Annotated in this window: 21 protein-coding genes, 1 tRNA gene and 1 pseudogene; 11 read left to right on the top strand and 12 right to left on the bottom strand. The window is 35.4% G+C overall.

Going from position 1 to position 16,118, the window contains the following annotated elements:
- Positions 1–154 precede the first annotated feature (154 nt).
- Complete coding sequence (locus IHO40_RS00175; protein WP_225536183.1) at positions 155–376, top strand: hypothetical protein; 222 nt, start codon at positions 155–157, stop codon at positions 374–376.
- Between the two features lie 128 nt (positions 377–504).
- Positions 505–807 (top strand): annotated as a pseudogene (locus IHO40_RS00170) (transposase); the annotation flags it as partial.
- 36 nt (positions 808–843) lie between these two features.
- On the opposite strand, the gene hisS reads toward IHO40_RS00170, so the two are convergent.
- Together hisS and IHO40_RS00160 are read right to left on the bottom strand one after the other, a co-directional pair.
- A complete protein-coding gene (gene hisS, locus IHO40_RS00165; RefSeq protein WP_225536182.1) occupies positions 844–2,106 on the bottom strand; it encodes a histidine--tRNA ligase in 1,263 nt (420 codons plus the stop codon).
- Complete coding sequence (locus tag IHO40_RS00160) at positions 2,103–2,675, bottom strand: NifU family protein (RefSeq protein ID WP_225536191.1); 573 nt, start codon at positions 2,673–2,675, stop codon at positions 2,103–2,105. Before IHO40_RS00160 ends, hisS begins: the two co-directional genes overlap by 4 nt.
- A 169-nt stretch (positions 2,676–2,844) precedes the next feature.
- Between IHO40_RS00160 and IHO40_RS00155 the strand changes: the two genes are divergently transcribed.
- Complete coding sequence (locus IHO40_RS00155; RefSeq protein ID WP_225536181.1) at positions 2,845–3,096, top strand: DnaJ domain-containing protein; 252 nt, start codon at positions 2,845–2,847, stop codon at positions 3,094–3,096.
- A 500-nt stretch (positions 3,097–3,596) separates the two neighbouring features.
- Here IHO40_RS00155 and IHO40_RS05935 read toward each other — a convergent pair whose 3' ends face one another.
- The 3 genes from IHO40_RS05935 to rsfS form a co-directional block, all read right to left on the bottom strand.
- A complete protein-coding gene (locus IHO40_RS05935; protein ID WP_368666738.1) occupies positions 3,597–3,800 on the bottom strand; it encodes an SWIM zinc finger family protein in 204 nt (67 codons plus the stop codon).
- 424 nt (positions 3,801–4,224) lie between these two features.
- Complete coding sequence (gene tyrS, locus IHO40_RS00150) at positions 4,225–5,475, bottom strand: tyrosine--tRNA ligase (protein ID WP_225536180.1); 1,251 nt, start codon at positions 5,473–5,475, stop codon at positions 4,225–4,227.
- A gap of 58 nt (positions 5,476–5,533) precedes the next feature.
- Entirely contained in the window at positions 5,534–5,863 is a 330-nt protein-coding gene (gene rsfS / locus IHO40_RS00145) for a ribosome silencing factor (RefSeq protein WP_225536179.1), read from the bottom strand.
- Positions 5,864–6,028: 165 nt separating this feature from the next.
- Here rsfS and IHO40_RS00140 point away from each other — a divergent pair, with 165 nt between their 5' ends.
- Genes IHO40_RS00140 through IHO40_RS00125 form a run of 4 tightly spaced genes read left to right on the top strand, consistent with a single transcriptional unit; the run spans position 6,029 to position 7,926 of the window.
- Positions 6,029–6,232, top strand: a complete 204-nt coding sequence (locus IHO40_RS00140) for a KTI12 family protein (RefSeq protein ID WP_225536178.1) — start codon at positions 6,029–6,031, stop codon at positions 6,230–6,232.
- Complete coding sequence (locus tag IHO40_RS00135; RefSeq protein WP_225536177.1) at positions 6,226–6,669, top strand: hypothetical protein; 444 nt, start codon at positions 6,226–6,228, stop codon at positions 6,667–6,669. Before IHO40_RS00140 ends, IHO40_RS00135 begins: the two co-directional genes overlap by 7 nt.
- Positions 6,669–7,121 (top strand): RNA pyrophosphohydrolase, encoded by a 453-nt coding sequence (locus tag IHO40_RS00130; RefSeq protein ID WP_255585912.1) that lies wholly within the window; start codon positions 6,669–6,671, stop codon positions 7,119–7,121. The genes IHO40_RS00135 and IHO40_RS00130 overlap by 1 nt, the downstream gene beginning before the upstream one ends.
- Before the next feature lie 7 nt (positions 7,122–7,128).
- Positions 7,129–7,926, top strand: coding sequence for a TatD family hydrolase (locus IHO40_RS00125; protein ID WP_225536175.1), 798 nt, complete (start codon positions 7,129–7,131; stop codon positions 7,924–7,926).
- A 5-nt stretch (positions 7,927–7,931) separates the two neighbouring features.
- On the opposite strand, the gene mdh is transcribed toward IHO40_RS00125, so the two are convergent.
- From mdh to IHO40_RS00095, 6 genes are read right to left on the bottom strand one after another with little or no spacing between them, the layout of a single operon-like run.
- Complete coding sequence (gene mdh, locus IHO40_RS00120) at positions 7,932–8,885, bottom strand: malate dehydrogenase (protein ID WP_225536174.1); 954 nt, start codon at positions 8,883–8,885, stop codon at positions 7,932–7,934.
- Between the two features lie 3 nt (positions 8,886–8,888).
- Positions 8,889–9,461: an NADH-quinone oxidoreductase subunit C gene (locus tag IHO40_RS00115; RefSeq protein WP_225536173.1), complete on the bottom strand. Its 573-nt coding sequence runs from the start codon at positions 9,459–9,461 to the stop codon at positions 8,889–8,891.
- Positions 9,454–9,969 (bottom strand): NuoB/complex I 20 kDa subunit family protein, encoded by a 516-nt coding sequence (locus IHO40_RS00110; protein WP_225536172.1) that lies wholly within the window; start codon positions 9,967–9,969, stop codon positions 9,454–9,456. Before IHO40_RS00110 ends, IHO40_RS00115 begins: the two co-directional genes overlap by 8 nt.
- 4 nt (positions 9,970–9,973) lie before the next feature.
- The gene (gene ndhC, locus IHO40_RS00105) at positions 9,974–10,327 is read right to left on the bottom strand and encodes an NADH-quinone oxidoreductase subunit A (protein WP_225536171.1); all 354 of its coding nucleotides are present in this window, start codon (positions 10,325–10,327) and stop codon (positions 9,974–9,976) included.
- Positions 10,328–10,352: 25 nt separating this feature from the next.
- On the bottom strand, positions 10,353–10,721 hold the full coding sequence (locus IHO40_RS00100) for an HIT domain-containing protein (RefSeq protein WP_225536170.1): 369 nt from the start codon (positions 10,719–10,721) through the stop codon (positions 10,353–10,355).
- 3 nt (positions 10,722–10,724) lie between these two features.
- The gene (locus IHO40_RS00095; protein WP_225536169.1) at positions 10,725–11,681 is read right to left on the bottom strand and encodes a hypothetical protein; all 957 of its coding nucleotides are present in this window, start codon (positions 11,679–11,681) and stop codon (positions 10,725–10,727) included.
- Positions 11,682–11,867: 186 nt separating this feature from the next.
- Here IHO40_RS00095 and IHO40_RS00090 point away from each other — a divergent pair, with 186 nt between their 5' ends.
- From IHO40_RS00090 to IHO40_RS00075, 4 genes are all read left to right on the top strand, one after another.
- On the top strand, positions 11,868–13,244 hold the full coding sequence (locus IHO40_RS00090) for a UDP-N-acetylmuramoyl-tripeptide--D-alanyl-D-alanine ligase (RefSeq protein WP_225536168.1): 1,377 nt from the start codon (positions 11,868–11,870) through the stop codon (positions 13,242–13,244).
- 47 nt (positions 13,245–13,291) lie between these two features.
- Entirely contained in the window at positions 13,292–14,242 is a 951-nt protein-coding gene (locus tag IHO40_RS00085) for a complex I NDUFA9 subunit family protein (RefSeq protein ID WP_225536167.1), read from the top strand.
- A gap of 16 nt (positions 14,243–14,258) precedes the next feature.
- Complete coding sequence (locus IHO40_RS00080) at positions 14,259–14,420, top strand: hypothetical protein (protein ID WP_410543346.1); 162 nt, start codon at positions 14,259–14,261, stop codon at positions 14,418–14,420.
- 433 nt (positions 14,421–14,853) lie between these two features.
- Positions 14,854–14,925: transfer RNA gene (locus IHO40_RS00075), tRNA-Glu, on the top strand.
- A gap of 404 nt (positions 14,926–15,329) precedes the next feature.
- Here the strand turns inward: IHO40_RS00075 and dnaQ are convergent.
- On the bottom strand, positions 15,330–16,097 hold the full coding sequence (gene dnaQ / locus IHO40_RS00070; protein WP_225536190.1) for a DNA polymerase III subunit epsilon: 768 nt from the start codon (positions 16,095–16,097) through the stop codon (positions 15,330–15,332).
- Between the last annotated feature and the right edge of the window lie 21 nt (positions 16,098–16,118).

The following is a 16,118-nucleotide window of genomic DNA, read 5'->3' as shown; positions in this document are numbered from 1 at the left end:
TAATACAATTATTGCATCAAGCTGTTATAAGTAACAACATTGGGGCAATAGAAACCCTTTTGAAATATGGTGCCAAATCCTTTGATAAAGAACGAAAAGGTGAAATTTCATTAGATTTAGCTCAAGGAAACACAAGAAAATACTAATTGGATGTATGGAAGACCAAGCTAAATCGAAAAAAGAAAGTGCTAGATATAATAGTGTGGGTAGTATTATACCTGGCGTTTTTCTTAGTGTTGGACTGGGTGCTGGTAGTGCTTTAGCAGGTCCCTCTGGTGGCTGTCATATTGGGCGCAATAGCAGTATCTACTCTCATCATTGGAATAGCTGTTGGACTGGCCATATATTCTTAAGTCATGACTATAAAACAGGCTAAATCGATAGAAAAGGCAATTAATTATGAGCTATCTTCTACCTCACAAATAGTAAAGAAACGCTTGCGACTGTGGGTAAAACCCCAACTATGATTAGAAAGAAGTGAAAAAGGCTGGAAACCAGACTTTTTTTGGAGATAAGGGCTATATAAAGAAAGAGCTACTTTGGAAACTCTTCGATAGAGGTTGAAAATTCGTCACTAAAGTAAAAAAGGGTAGAAAAACTCACTAATTTCGCTGAAAGAGAAGATTTTGCTAAGAAAAAGATCGATTGATGAGGCAGTTTTTGACTCCTTGAAAAACAAGTTTAAGATTAAGTGTTCAAGACGTAAGTCACCAACAAATTTCCTAGTTCATATTTTTCCGTCCTGATTTCATATATTCCATTCGGTCAAAAAAGCCCTCTATTTCAACTCCTTTCTTTGTTGGCTAATCCATAGTTGGGGTGTGGAGAAAAGCGAAAACATGCCTAACAAAACCTGTTCTTGCGGTTCTGACCATACACTTGACGAATGCTTTTTATTATATTACTACGGGTAACCGTTTTTTCTTCACCCAGATCCATATCTTTAATCTTTAAAGTTTTGCTGCTCAGTTCTTCATCACCAAAAATAAGCGCAACTTTAGCATCCGCTTGATTTGCTTTTTTTATTCGGGTTTTGAGAGTTCCGCTATACTCATAGGTTACATATAAACCATTTCTGCGCAGCTCATTTGCAAGTGCTAGAGCATGCTCTTCAGCCTCTTTGCCAATAGGGATTAGATAAACAGATCTTTCCTCTTTCACAAAATAGTTGGTCAGTTCCATTATGCGCTCAATACCTCCTGCAAATCCTATTGCCGGAGTATGCTTCCCACCTACTGAAGATACTAGATTATCATATCTTCCCCCTGCAAAAACTGCTCCTTGGCTACCTAAATTTTCTGTGACGAATTCAAACACTGTGTGGCAATAATAATCCAAACCTCGGACTAATTTATCGTTTACAGTATAAGGTATATCAAGAATCGTTAATCCATTTAGTATTTGCTCAAAGAAACTCAAGGACTCTTTTGTATAATATTCACTGATTTTAGGTGCACCAGAGATTATTTCTTTATCTGTCTTGTCCTTGGAATCTAATATTCTGAGTGGGTTCTTAATCAATCGATTTTGGCTATCCTCTGAGAGGTCGTTTTGAAACTTTTTAAAATATGATATCAAGGCTTCTCTATACTTACTTATTGTTTTACCATCGCCTAAAGAGTTAATTTCCAGCTTTACATTTTTATCAATACCAAATTCAGTTAACAGATGCTGAGCAAGTGTAATCAATTCAATATCGGCTTTTGGATCTCCTATACCAAAAGCTTCAAAATTTATCTGATGAAATTGTCTTTGCCTTCCCTTTTGCGGTCTTTCATAGCGAAATGCAGCTCCTGTCGAGAACAATTTTATTGGTGTTTGCAGTTTTTTCTCAATCAAAAGCCTGACAACCGCTGCGGTGAACTCAGGACGTAAAGTTATACTCTTGCCTCCTTTATCATAAAAGGTATACATCTCTTTATTAATGATATCTGAGCTATCACCTAAAGTTTTTGTAAAGACTTCTGTATATTCAAATATTGGAGTTTCAGCAGGTAAAAAGCCATATAAACTTGAAATTTCACTTGCTGTTTGTTGGACATATTTTAATCTATACCATTCATCAAACAGAAGATCTTTTGTCCCTCTAACTGTTCGATTAATCATAGTATAGTCTCTATACCCGAAACTTCTGGTATGTGATAGCACAACATATTTTGCACTCCTTGCTTGAGAGTAAGCGCAGCACTTGGACATCCAGAACAAGCTCCTTGCAGCTCAACATAAACTATTCCGTCTTTATAGCCACGAAATTTGATATCACCACCATCTTGAGCGACTGCAGGTTTAACATAGCTTTCCATCAGCTCTTTTATCCTGTTTACAATTTCTATATCACTTTCATCAAAAAATTCTTTGTCTAGTGTATTGTTACCATTCACCTCTTCCTTATCCAGTGCTTTCCCACCAGAAGTAAAGTGATCCATAATCGTAGTTAAAATTTCCACTTTTAATATATCCCAATTAACACCATCCGGCTTTGTAACTGAAATAAAATCATGACCAAAAAATACTCTTATCGCATGTTCTATTTGAAAGAGGTTTGCTGCTAGTTTAGAATTCTTTACTTCATCCGCATTTGAAAAATCAGCCGTTTCTCCTTCGTTTAAAATTGCAAACCCAGGAAGAAATTTTAGCGTGTTTGGATTTGGTGTCTCTTCAATTTGAATGAACATGTTGTTTACCATGGCGACTATAATTGTTACCATTTAATCATAAAATGATAAAAAAATATACATGTCATTCATCTTTTTTGGTTTTTTGTTATTCATAGTAATTACTTTTGTCTTGCCCAGCGCTGTTGTATTTTTTCTCTTCCTGACAAAAAAAAATAACATAAGTTTCATGATGAATTCTATATTGAGTAGATTTTTGAATGAATTCAACGGCAGTAGAAGTTATACTAAAAATGAAGCTGATGATAATATGTCTACAGATGAGGCACTAAAAATATTGGGGCTAAATCCTGAAGCAAGCAAAAACGAGATCAATAGAGCATATCAAAATTTAATGAAGTTAGTTCACCCAGATAAAGGAGGCTCAGAATATTTTGCACAAAAGTTAAATGCAGCACGTGATAGATTGCTGAGGAGATAATAAATCTCTTGTATGATCTAAGCTAAGCAGAAAAAAAGACAAAAGAAGCCCTGGTTGGTATTTATTTCAATATTGATGTTTTATGCCTTCAACGCTGCAATTTAGCTACTTTTAAACACAACTGGTCTAAGATATAATATTTAAGAAATTTGCCAGGCAAAAGAAAGACAATAGAACCCTGAGGTAGCTAGTTATTCCACTCTCTATTTAAAATCCGGCGTTGGGTGATGTCTTAAACGACTTATAAGCGCGTTTCAGCTTATGTATGGAAAGTTTTGAAGTTTTAGACATGCAGTGCACATAATACGAAAAATTAAACAATAGTATGCCAAATACAAGTTTTCTTGTCATTTTAACCTGCACAGATTGGAAGTTAAATAATAGCTTCAATACTATAACAAGAGTGACAGCGAAGGTTGTTAAGCAAATTTTGCATTTAACCTGTTTTCATAGCTACTTGGATGACATGACTAGTCTTGTTGATTTACTTAAACAAACAATTATTGAAATAAACTCTTGATTTGTTTTTTGAGCCTTTTAAGGCAAACTTGTCTGCCAGCGTATTCAGAGTGCACAGATGACCTGCATTTTTTTCTATCGAAGTTGACCAAAGCAAAACCTATTGCAGCCGTATGCTTACACGGACCAAAATATACAAATGCAGGACAGGAACACTTCCCACTAAGGAACGTACCATGTACCATAGTGTTACCCGATATACAGTTGATCCAGCTACCTTTGATTCGCTTTGAGATTCATCAACAGATATAATTTCTACTCTCCCCTTGTTGAAATAGTCCCTCCCTTTGAAGAGGTAAGATTCTTTAATAAAGCCTTTGATATCTCTGTGATACAATCTCATTTTGACCCCCTTTATGAAGCCTTAAAATTTCTAACATATCTTTTCTTCCATAAAAAATTATTAACTCGCTACAACTTTTATATGGTCTTGAAGATGATTTTATAATGTTACGTATCTGGTATTCGTTAATTGCATCTAGTACCAAATATCAATGGTAGCAAAGACAAATTGAAAAAAGCGCTCTTTGCCTATAACTGGATGTTTAAGCGAATTTATGATGTGTTTATTTGCCTTTTCAATAACAAAAATTAGTATTACTCCAAAGTTTAACCCACTACAACTTTAATATGGCGTTTCTTTCCTGCGGATAGCTTTACGAACGGCTGATCTTTAAAGCTCTCGAAATTTATTATATAGTTAACATCGTTTATAGTATTATTATTAACTTTGCATCCATTGCCCTGTATTAAACGCTTTGCGGCACCTTTTGAGGGTCCAAGACCGGTATCGTGTAGTAGGTCTACTAAGGGTATGCCATTTGCAACTTGTTCTTTTGTTATAACATAATCAGGGAGCAATGAACTATCTTCATTTTCAAAAGCCAAAACTGCAGCTGATCGTGCAATTTCTGCTTCTTTTTCACCATGACATATTTTTGTTACTTCTGTTGCCAAAACTTTTTTCGCTTCATTTATTTCTTGATACTTTAGAGATTCTAGTTTTTTAATCTCGTCAATTGGCAAATCAGTGAGTAATCTCAAAAAACGTCCTAAATCTTGATCATCAACATTGCGAAAATATTGCCAATAATCGTAAGGCTTTAGCATATTACTATCAAGCCACACCGCTCCGCTTTCAGTTTTGCCCATTTTTATCCCTTGAGCATTCAATAAAAGAGGGGAAGTAAGACCAAACAATTCAGGTAAGTTCAACTTTTTGCCAAGTTCAATTCCATTTACTATATTTCCCCACTGGTCTGATCCTCCAATTTGCAGACGACAGCCATACTTTCTATTCAATTCAACAAAATCATAAGCCTGCAACAACATGTAGTTAAACTCGAGAAAGCTTAGATTTTGTTCTCTATCAAGCCTAATTTTTACACTGTCGAAACTTAGCATACGATTTACAGAAAAATGTTCCCCTATATCACGTAAAAAATCTATGTATTTTATATTGTCCAGCCAATCTGCATTATTTACTATTACTGCACCAGTCTTTCCATCATCAAAAGATACCATTTTTTCCAGTACCCTCTTTATACCAGATGTATTTTGCTTGATGTTTTCTATGGGTAAGATGCTCCTTGCTTTATCTTTAAAAGATGGATCTCCAATCTTAGTTGTACCGCCCCCAAGTAAGACTATTGGCTTGCACCCAAATTTTTGTAGGTGGCGTATCATCATAATCTGAATTAGGTGACCAGCATGAAGACTTGGTGCTGTGCAATCAAACCCGATGTATGCAATTATATGATTATCTTGCAATAATAGTCGATCTAACCCCTCAGCGCCTGCACACTGATATAGGTACCCCCTTTCTTGGATAAAATTCAAAAACTCGGATTTATGTTTCATGGTTTGCTTTTGTTAATTAAAGTGATTTTAATCTATTAGTCTTACAAATGAAGGAAAGTTAACTCCACAGTTCTTCTATTTTATAATACTCCCTTACTTCCGGTCTGAATATGTGAACCATTATCCCTTGACAATTCACAATTACCCAATTGCCTTCATCTATACCTTCTACTTCTGCTTTATCATGTGGCTTGAGGTTTTTTATTATATGCTCAGCCAATGCTTTCACATGGCGGCTCGAATCACCGGATGCAATAATCATATGTTTTGCAATAACGGTTTTATTCTGCACATCAAAAGTGAGTATATTATGACCTTTGTTTTGGTCTATGATACTTGCAATCATGTTTTTTATTAACTCTGTATCACCAGATACACCAGCTGTCATCTTAAATTATATAATTTGTTTATAATTATATACTCAAAATTTCTAAACATGAACTACTTTTAATATTACTAAGACCAAATTGTTCATGCTTTTGATGCAACAGTATATACAATACATATCCTTTTATATATAACTTAAGGGTGATTTTCTAATAGTGTATTTATCATGAGCAAGACTCTTGTTTACTTAACCGGCTTTCCAGGTAGTGGTAAGTTTACTGTTGCACGAAAACTGAGTGAGATTATTGATGCAGTGATAGTAAGTAGTAATCTACTCAACAATGTTACACTTAACGTAGTTAAATTACCAAACGCTGAAGTTTCCGATGACCTATGGGAAAAATTTTTGCGGTTAGAGAAAATATGCTAGCGGTACTAGGAGAACATCACATAAAATCAAGGCATTATATATTTACAAATGAGTTAATAGATGGTGATTCTTACGACAAAAGAATATACAGCTCAATGGTGAATTTAGGTGAAAAAATGGGTGTAGAAATTCTTCCTGTAGTATTACATTGCGATAATGAAGAACTAGTAAAGCGTGTTGAATCAAAAAAGAGGTATCAGGAAGGTAAAATTACTGATTTAGATTTTGCCATAAAAAGGACTAGAGAAAAAAGGCTATTTGTACCTGAAGGTTCACTTGAAATTGACAATTCGAACTTGAGTGCAAAGGAAGTTGCAGAAAGAACTGTTGAAGGTATGGATAATGGAGAAAAATTAGTTAAAACTTCTGTAAATAATTTAACAGAACGGTACTCGTGGTTGAACGGAAAGATAAGTATCGTCCTTGTGTTGGCATAATGCTGTTTAACAAACAAGGGCACGTTTTTGTTGGAAAACGCTTTGATAGCGACTTTTGCTGGCAAATGCCGCAAGGAGGGGTTGATAATGGTGAAGAGCTCGAACATGCAGCGTTACGTGAGTTGCTAGAGGAAGTTGGTACTGATAAAGCAGAGATTATAGCCGAAAGTAAGAGTTGGATATACTACAACTTACCTGAGGAATTTATACCAACTTGTTGGAATGGGAGATATTCTGGCCAAAAGCAGAGATGGTTCTTAATGAAGTTTTGTGGAGAGGATAAGGACATTAGCATTAACTATACTGATCATCCAGAGTTCAAAGAATGGCGTTGGCAAAGTATAGATGATTTGGTAGCAAATGCTATATCCTTTAAAAAGGAAGTTTATAAAACAGTAATAGAAGAGTTTTTTTCTCAAATAAAAGCCTCTATTATTAAATGGAAATTATAATAAGTTTATGATAGTAGATTCTCATTGCCATTTGATTTATTTTTCTGATGATGAAATACCGAAAGTAATTTCTAGGGCAGAGCAAAATGATGTAAAAGTTTTACATAATATATGTGTGAGCATTGATGATGTTCCTAAGTTGTTAAAAATTTCTTCATCCTATAATTACGTTTACTTCTCTGTCGGTGTGCATTCACTTGATACTACTGTAGAAAACGGTGAGTGCATACGTGTTGATGAACTAGTTGAATTTGCCAAGAATCAAAAGGTAATTAGCATCGGCGAAACCGGATTAGATTTTTATAAATCTAATAACAGAAGCAATCAGAAAAAAAGTTTCGCATTTCACATAGAGACAGCAAGAATAACTGGGTTGCCTTTAGTCATTCACACTAGAAATGCTGATGATGAAATGATTGATATGTTAAAGTCAGAAATGAAGAATGGCACTTTTAGTGGAGTAATGCACTGCTTTGCTTCTTCGAGAGAGCTTGCTTATCAAGCTATGGATTTGGGATTGTATATTTCATTTTCTGGAATTATTACTTTTAGGAATGCTAGCTTATTGAGAGAAATTGCGCAGGATGTACCACTTGAGCGTGTTTTAGTTGAAACTGACGCACCGTATCTGTCACCTGAACCTTACAGAAGGAAAAAAAACGAGCCAGCAATGGTAAAATATGTTGTGGATTGCTTGGCAAAACTGCGGGATGAGTCACCCAATAAAGTAGCAAAGGTAACTACAAGCAACTTTTTTAGGCTGTTTGCGAAACTCAAGCTTAACGAAATTTTACAAAATTATTAGTTTACTTATAAATAAAAAGATTTCACTAAATCTTTTACTGCTTTCACAGATTGGTTGAACATTTCTTGTTGTTTACTATCTTCCATTTTAATCTCTAAGACCTTTTCAACTCCGTTTTTTCCAATAATTGCAGGAACGCCAATGAATAGGTCTCTCACATTATATTCACCACTGAGATAAGCAGCACATGGTAGTATACGCCTTTTATCTTTTAAATATGATTCTAGCATACATATGGCTGAAGAGGCAGGAGCATAGTACGCAGATCCAGACTTCAGTAAATCAACTATCTCTTTTCCACCATTACGAGTACGCTTGACTATTTCATCAACTTTTTTCTGTGTAATGAAGCCCATATCAATGATTTGGGTAAGAGGAATGCCAGCAACGGAAGCACAGTGAATTAGTGGTACCATAGTGTCACCATGTCCTCCAAGCACGAAAGCAGATATATCTTCAATTGAGATGTTTAACTCACTTGCAAGAAAATAGCGAAAACGAGAGGAATCAAGCACTCCTGCCATTCCAACAATCATGTGAGTTGGAAGGCTTGAAGATTTATGCACCACTGAAACCATGGCGTCCAAAGGATTGGTAACCACTATTACGAATGCGTTTGGAGAATATTTTTTAATGTTTTCACCAACCTCCTTCATTACTTTGGCATTAGTTTGGAGGAGATCGTCTCTGCTCATTCCTGGTTTTCTTGCAATACCAGCGGTTATTATAATTGCATCGGAGTTTTTTATATCTTCGTACCTGTTTGTACCAGTGATGCTAGTATTAAACCTGTCAATAGAGGACGATTCTGCAATGTCAAGTGCTTTACCTTGCGGTATCCCATCACTGATATCAAGCAAAACAACGTCACCAAATTCCCTAAGCGCAATCATATGGGCAAGAGTTCCACCGATATTTCCTGCACCAATCAAAGATATTTTTTTTCTCTGTACTGTCATTTTCTACTCCTTCATATTTACTTTTGTAGCTTTACCTTTCCAAGGGGATAAACTGTTAAACATCCGAAAATCCTGTGGCAAATCTATAGGATTATACACAACTTTTTTTGCTTCTATGTCATACCTAACTTCCTCATAACCAGTGAGAGGAAAATCTTTTAACATTGGATAACCTTTGAACCCATAATCCGTTAGGATCCTACGCAGATCGGGGTGATTAGAGGATTCTATTCCGTACATATCGAAGACTTCGCGCTCAAGCCATGAAGCTGTACTGAATATGTTCGCTACACTTGGAGGCATATCACTTTCATATAGCTGAAGCTTTATATTTACCCTGATGTTGTATACAATGCTGAGCAAGTTGTATATTAGCTCAAAACGTTTTTTTCTATCTGGATAATCAACTCCAAAAATATCAACTAATAATTCAAACCTGCATTTCTCATCATCACGTAGAAAGAGTAAGTGATTTTCAATATCCTCTAAAGCTGAATACATCACAATAGTACCATCACCTTGCTGAGTGCATTCACATTTGGTCTTCTTTTGTATATATTTTGCAGTTTTATTCATGTTGCATATTCTGGGTTCGTTTTATTTTATTTTGTAAGCATAGCATTCCATATAGCAATGCCTCAGCGGTTGGGGGGCATCCAGGAACATAAACATCAACCGGTATAATTCTATCACAACCACGGACTACTGAGTAAGAGTAATGATAATAACCACCACCATTTGCACAACTGCCCATGGATACAACATACTTTGGATCTGCCATTTGGTCGTAAACCTTACGCAACGCTGCTGCCATTTTGTTAGTTAGCGTCCCAGCAACAATCATAACGTCTGCTTGCCTTGGACTTGCACGAAACATTATGCCGTATCTATCAAGATCGTAACGACTGGATGCAGCGTGCATCATCTCCACTGCACAGCATGCAAGGCCAAATGTCATTGGCCACAGTGAGCCAGATCTTGCCCAATTCATTATATAGTCTATAAAATCGCCAAATTTAGTGACAAGAAACCCTTCTTTCTTATAACGACCCCAATCATCATTAGATAGAATTCGACCTATCATAAACTTACTCCCATTCTAATGCACCTTTACACCACTCATAGATAAAGCCTATAGCGAGTATTGCAAGAAATATCATCATAGACCAAAATCCACAATAACTTATTTTAGGTAAAGAAACAGCCCAAGGAAAAAGAAAAGCAATTTCTAAGTCAAATATTATAAATAATATCGAAACTAAGTAAAACTTAATGTCAAAATTCTTTCTTGCTCTTGATAAAGGGTTGGAACCGCACTCGTATGTCGAAAGTTTTTCACTATCAGGATTGCTCACTGCAAGAAACATCGGCAATATACCCAAAGCAAGAGATACTATGATTGATACGCAGATAAAAATTACTATGGTTAAATATTCACTCATTTAACAAAATATATAGAAAGCAACACTATAAACTTACGTGCTTTCCTAATCTTTTACCACCTAAAATATGCACATGAAAATGCAATATAACTTGTTCTCCATTTTCACCGTAGTTAGTAACTAACCTGTATCCTGTTTTTTCTAGATTATACTTATGTGTTATCTCTCTTACAATTTTAAAGAAGCTTACTATCTCCTCTGCAGAGGCTTTTAGAATAAAGTCATCATATGAAATATATTGACTTTTTGGTACGACTAAGATGTGAACTGGTGCGTCAGGATATTTATCATAAAACGCCAACACATCCTCACTTTCGTACACCTTCTCACAAGGCAGCTCACCCCTTAATATCTGAGCAAAAATGTTAGTGCCATCATAACCTTTATTGCTCATACTTTAAGGTAATTTCCCCCTTTTTTGTTCTTTCACAAAAGGTGTAGATAACAGTTCCTTCGTTTCGTTATTAGAGGCATTTCCTTTAAAACGTAGAAAATTTTCAGGCTCGTCACCAATAACTTCTCTCACTTGGTTTTCCATATCTTGTGATAGTCGTATTCTTGTAGGGGATATAATTTCTTTACCATAAGGAAAACTGTTAGGATTACTCATGTTAAAAGACTCTGTTATACTTTCTGAAAACTGCTCTGGTGGCTTTTCTTTAGACTTTACAGCCTCTGCTGATTTGTTCTGAACATCATACTCTTGATACAACTTTTCCGCGATACCATGTAGTAGTTTCCGGTCTGTGTGAATTTTAAACTCTCCACCGGTGATTCCCGCCAGGTTTTTGAGACTGTAATCAACTTCATTATAAACTACTTTAAGAACAAGATCTTTTATCTCTCCCGGGCTCTTTCCTTTGTGTTCAGGATTGTTTTTAATATCGTTGGTAATTTTCTCAACATCAACTTCAATTACAACTTTATTTTCTCCTCTAAAGACACCTATGCTTGAAAACTTGTTTTCCTTATTTAATTCTTCTATCTTACCTAATTGTTCTGGCGTCAAATAAGGTATATCTCCCGTCAAAGTTCTTGACGCTAAGAAAGTTACCTTTTCTTTCCCTCGTTTTGTTATTTTTATACCAAGATTCTCACTAGCTTTTGTAGTTTCTATAGTTGGGTCGTATTTCCTTTCTTCTGCAGGTACATCCATACCAACAGCTTTCTTTAACGAAACTTTGGCATCATGTTTCATTTCACCCAACGAAGCAAACGGCTTTTTTATAGGGTAAATGAGTGCTTTAGGCACAAGAAGAATTACGCCTTTTGTAGTTTCCACAGCTTTTTTAACTGCCTGGCTTGCCTTAGCCCAGATAGACTTTTCATTTGAGTCATTTTTTTCTTTTATCATATACATGCCCCCGAGATGCTCTCCACAATTAAACGCTATAACACACTTCAATTATAGATGAAAACATTTAAACTTTTATGTCCATTATAAGATGAATTTATAGGGGTTGCAACTATTATTTACAAATTTTCTTAAGCATGTAGTATTTTTGCTACTTTTTTGTTCAATTTGTTTTAAGGTTAAATTATGTTCAAGTGGAACACAAATAATATCATCGATGCTACTGGCGGAAGAAAAGTGGGTAGTCGTAATTTGGTACATAGCTTGAATATTTCAACAGATACAAGAAGCATAAAAGAAGGTGATGTATTTATTGCTCTTAAGGGAAAGAACTTTGATGGACATGATTTTTTACACGAAGCATTTTTGAAAGGGGCAGCAGCTGCAGTAGTAAGCGAAGGCAAATATAGAAATCTTCCTCTAATTGTTGTGCAAGATACTCTCAAAGCTTTGCATGATGTGGCATCATATTACATTAGAAATGTTCTTGTTAGTGCTAAAGTTATTGCAATCACAGGTAGTGTAGGGAAAACTACTACAAAGGATATGCTGCACACTGTTTTATCGCAATATGGAGTGTCTCATGTAAACGAAGGTAACTTGAATAATAATATAGGATTGCCTTTGACGGTTCTGAAAGCTCCAGAAAATTGCCAGTACTTAATTCTTGAAATGGGGATGAATAAAGCTGGTGAAATAAAAGAATTATCGAAGATTAGTAATCCTGATATCGCAGTTATTACCAACGTAGAGCCTGCACATGTTGAAAAATTTTCGTCGCTACTTGATATCGCACAAGCAAAATTGGAAGTTCTGTATGGCATAAAAAACAACGGTATTTTGGTTTTGAACGGAGATAACAAATATTATGACTATTTCTCATCACATGCCAATAGAAATGTAATAAGTTTTGGTAAAGATAAAAGTGCTACTGTTCATTTATTAGACCTCATGAGAAATGATGGCGAGCTGAATTTAAAAATTAGACTGAATAATAATCCGATCATAAACTGTAGTTTATCTGCGCAAGGTGAACATTTTGCGTACTCTGTGTTAGCTGTTGCAGTAGTTGTACAAAGTCTCGGACTTGACTTATCGAAATTACCACTTGCACTTGAGAATTTTAGTGTAACCAAGGGCAGAGGTAGTGTTCACAAAGCTAAATACAATGGGAGGTATGTACATTTGATTGATGATTCTTATAACGCCAATCCTGCTTCAATGAAAGCTGCAATAAGGACTTTAGGTACATATTCTAATCGGAGAAAGGTAGCATTACTCGGTGATATGCTAGAACTTGGGAATAAAAGCGTAATATTTCATACGAAGTTGCTTGATTTTATCCTAGAATGTAGTGTGAGTAAAGTTTACACGGTCGGTAAATTTATGTTAGAATTATACAGACTTTTGCCAAGCAATATAAAAGGCACACATTTTAGTGACACCAATCAATTGAAAAGTGATTTGGCTAATATTGTTCAGAATAATGATGTAATTCTAGTTAAAGGCTCACGTGGAATGAAAATGGATCTTATAGTAGAGAGATTCATAATAGAATATTAAATAAAATACTGTATTAATTTAGGGCTAAGTTATTAGAAGTTTTAATCGTGATAAAACGTGTAGTTATTTTTGGTGGAACAGGGTTTATAGGAAAATATATCGTAAGACGTCTGGCAGCAGCGGGGTATTTGATAAGAATATTTACTCGTAACCATGAGAAAGCCGCTTGCCTGAAACTATGTGGAAATTTAGGGCAAATATCAGTACTTAAAGGTGATTTTTCTAATGAAAAATCAATTTTGGAAAGTGTAGAGAAATGTGATGCAGTCATAAGCTTAGTAGGAATATTATATGAGACAAAAAAGCGTGATTTCTATGCCATTCATGTTGGCATAGCTGAAAGAATAGCAAGAGCTGCAAAGATAAAAAATGTACCCATGATGATACATTTTTCTGCTATGGGGATAGAAAATAGCAAGCTGTCAAGATATGCCAAAAGTAAATTGGAAGGTGAAAAAGCTGTAACTTCAGCATTTCCAGAAGCAATAATAGTTAGGCCCAGTCTTGTATTTGGCAAAGAAGATAGTTTCTTTAACAAATTTGCGAAGTTAGCGACAACTCTTCCTTTTTTGCTGCTAATTGGCGGTGGAACAACTAAATTTCAGCCAATATGTGTAACTGACCTGGCTGAAGTGGTATATCGTATCATCAACCTTAACAAAAAAGATAAGAAAATCTACAATATAGGCGGACCAAAGATCTATTCTTTTAAAAGCCTATTAAAGTTTATTTTGAATGTTACCAACAGAAAGTGCTTGTTAGTCAACGTACCTTTTTCAATAGCCAAGTTAATAGCTTTCTTCTTAGAAAGCAGGATCATTTCTATGTTGCTAAAGCCTATAACTGGTAACACAAATCCCATGCTTACTCGAGATCAAGTGAAAGTTATGATGAGTAGTTCAATCGAAAAATCAACTGACCTTGAAACAATAAAAATCCGTCCATTATCAATTGAAAATATAGTGCCAGAATACTTGAAGGTTTATAGAAAGTATTGAGGAGAAAGCATAGCAAATGTTGCCAGAAGGTTTAAAACTGGCAAGGCAGCTTTATATGAGTGGAGAAAAAGGAGTAAGGAAACAGGAGTTTTTGGTCAAAAAAAGCCTGGAGGCGTGGGTTATAATTATAAAATTACCAACTGGGGTGCACCTGCTTATACCGATTCCTACTATATAAAAAGTGAATAGACAACAGTGGAAAAAAGTCATAACGTCATCTAATAGAAACAAAAAACTACTTGACAACTTTCGCCATTACCTTTATCGTAGTATTGAAGCTATTGTTTATCTTCAGTCCATACAGATTAAACAACAAAAAAACTCAATGTACTTGGCGTACTGTTGTTTAATTTTTTGCACTATGTGCACCTCATGCCTTTATAAACTTTCAAGGTTTTTACCTAGTATAAGCTAAAATGCGTTTGTTAAAGCGTTTAAGACAATAAAAAAAATGCCAATTTAAAAGATAGATAGTGAATAACTAGCTAACGGGGTTTCTTTTGCTTTTTTTGTGTAGTTTAGGTTATGCAACATGTCCATTTTCTGTTTCACTATGAAACAATTGAATTGACTTTATATGGACAATCAGTATAACTTAGTTAACTTGTATTGACTCTTTCGTCTAGTGGTTAGGACACCACCCTTTCACGGTGGTAACACGGGTTCAAATCCCGTAAGAGTCACTAGTTATGTTTTATGGGCCTCTCTTTATAATTCTTTTAGCGTAATGTAAATCAGCTCCGATAGCCCGTTTTAATTACCCATAGGACTTTTTGCTTCTAATTATTTACTCAAAGTTTACCATTTGCTTTCCACAAGCTGTTAATTTTCCACTATTTTTCTCAAAAAGGTGGGACTTTTTTGCTATTTTAAGAAAAGTCAATAAATGAATTTTTGTGACACCAAAGAGGACCTGTTTTTTGCATGAACGTAGTTGACCTAGTCAAGATTCAATTCAATATTAAAGAAGCGTAGAGTAGTAAACCACACCTGCAATGCACCAACCCTACGTTCCTTACTTTTTCATACCCAGCCTTAATAATTAGCAACCCCATGAAGCTGGCCAGTTACTGGTTCTGCTTTACTACTACCTACTACCACCAGAACGTGAAGAGCTCATTGACTGATTACGCGATATTGGCTGCACCTCATCCAGTTGACTATCTGGATAGCTTTCTTCTCTCGATCTGACTACTCCGGTTTGATGCCTCTCATAATCCTGTACAAAATCTTGTAACTGTTCATTATTACTTGGCGAATGTTTCCTGAGAGCTAAGCTATGTACTTTATGCTGAATGACTTTACACTGATTCAAGGAATTCCCTGTAAGCTCAACGTAAACTTTTGCAAGCAACTGAGAGTCAATTAGTGCTCCGTGTAATTCTCTATTCTCCAGCGATATATCAAAACGCTTACATAATGCACTTAGAGATGCAGGTGACCCTGGAAACTTTTTTCTCGCAAGTGGCAATGTATCCGTCACTCTGTCTGAAGAGATTAACCCAGCATTTAGTTTACCAAATTCCATATTCAGTAACCTAACGTCGAACGGAGCGTTGTGAATTACCAAGATATCGCTAGATATAAATTCAAGGAATTCAAGTGCAACCTTTGAAAATAATGGCTTACCTTTTAAAAATTCTTCACTAATAACATGAGTCCCAAATACATGTTTGTCTATATGCCCTTCTGGATTGATATACCGGTGGAATACTTTGCCTGTTGGGATACGGTTAATCAATTCCACACACTCTATTTCAATAATACAGTAACCATATCTGGTACTAAGATCAGTAGTTTCAGTATCAAGTACTATTTCACGTAGCTTATCTTGTTTGGGAAGCGCTACTTCCATATTATGCTGTTCACTTAACCT

This window comes from Wolbachia endosymbiont of Mansonella ozzardi (assembly GCF_020278625.1).
Taxonomy (GTDB): Bacteria; Pseudomonadota; Alphaproteobacteria; order Rickettsiales; family Anaplasmataceae; genus Wolbachia.
Note: the sequence above shows the minus strand (reverse complement) of the source record. Positions and strands in the feature narration are given on the sequence as shown.

Coding starts and splice junctions, on each gene's coding strand:
- hisS (WP_225536182.1), bottom strand. CDS start 2,106: ATGATTAATCGAACAGTTAGAGGGACAAAAGATCTTCTGTTTGATGAA.
- IHO40_RS00095 (WP_225536169.1), bottom strand. CDS start 11,681: ATGATAAAAGAAAAAAATGACTCAAATGAAAAGTCTATCTGGGCTAAG.
- IHO40_RS00175 (WP_225536183.1), top strand. CDS start 155: ATGGAAGACCAAGCTAAATCGAAAAAAGAAAGTGCTAGATATAATAGT.
- IHO40_RS05935 (WP_368666738.1), bottom strand. CDS start 3,800: ATGGTACATGGTACGTTCCTTAGTGGGAAGTGTTCCTGTCCTGCATTT.
- IHO40_RS00125 (WP_225536175.1), top strand. CDS start 7,129: ATGATAGTAGATTCTCATTGCCATTTGATTTATTTTTCTGATGATGAA.
- IHO40_RS00110 (WP_225536172.1), bottom strand. CDS start 9,969: ATGATAGGTCGAATTCTATCTAATGATGATTGGGGTCGTTATAAGAAA.
- IHO40_RS00160 (WP_225536191.1), bottom strand. CDS start 2,675: ATGTTCATTCAAATTGAAGAGACACCAAATCCAAACACGCTAAAATTT.
- IHO40_RS00130 (WP_255585912.1), top strand. CDS start 6,669: ATGCTGTTTAACAAACAAGGGCACGTTTTTGTTGGAAAACGCTTTGAT.
- tyrS (WP_225536180.1), bottom strand. CDS start 5,475: ATGAAACATAAATCCGAGTTTTTGAATTTTATCCAAGAAAGGGGGTAC.
- IHO40_RS00135 (WP_225536177.1), top strand. CDS start 6,226: ATGCTAGCGGTACTAGGAGAACATCACATAAAATCAAGGCATTATATA.
- ndhC (WP_225536171.1), bottom strand. CDS start 10,327: ATGAGTGAATATTTAACCATAGTAATTTTTATCTGCGTATCAATCATA.
- IHO40_RS00155 (WP_225536181.1), top strand. CDS start 2,845: ATGATGAATTCTATATTGAGTAGATTTTTGAATGAATTCAACGGCAGT.
- rsfS (WP_225536179.1), bottom strand. CDS start 5,863: ATGACAGCTGGTGTATCTGGTGATACAGAGTTAATAAAAAACATGATT.
- IHO40_RS00090 (WP_225536168.1), top strand. CDS start 11,868: ATGTTCAAGTGGAACACAAATAATATCATCGATGCTACTGGCGGAAGA.
- dnaQ (WP_225536190.1), bottom strand. CDS start 16,097: ATGGAAGTAGCGCTTCCCAAACAAGATAAGCTACGTGAAATAGTACTT.
- IHO40_RS00115 (WP_225536173.1), bottom strand. CDS start 9,461: ATGAATAAAACTGCAAAATATATACAAAAGAAGACCAAATGTGAATGC.
- IHO40_RS00100 (WP_225536170.1), bottom strand. CDS start 10,721: ATGAGCAATAAAGGTTATGATGGCACTAACATTTTTGCTCAGATATTA.
- mdh (WP_225536174.1), bottom strand. CDS start 8,885: ATGACAGTACAGAGAAAAAAAATATCTTTGATTGGTGCAGGAAATATC.
- IHO40_RS00080 (WP_410543346.1), top strand. CDS start 14,259: ATGTTGCCAGAAGGTTTAAAACTGGCAAGGCAGCTTTATATGAGTGGA.
- IHO40_RS00140 (WP_225536178.1), top strand. CDS start 6,029: ATGAGCAAGACTCTTGTTTACTTAACCGGCTTTCCAGGTAGTGGTAAG.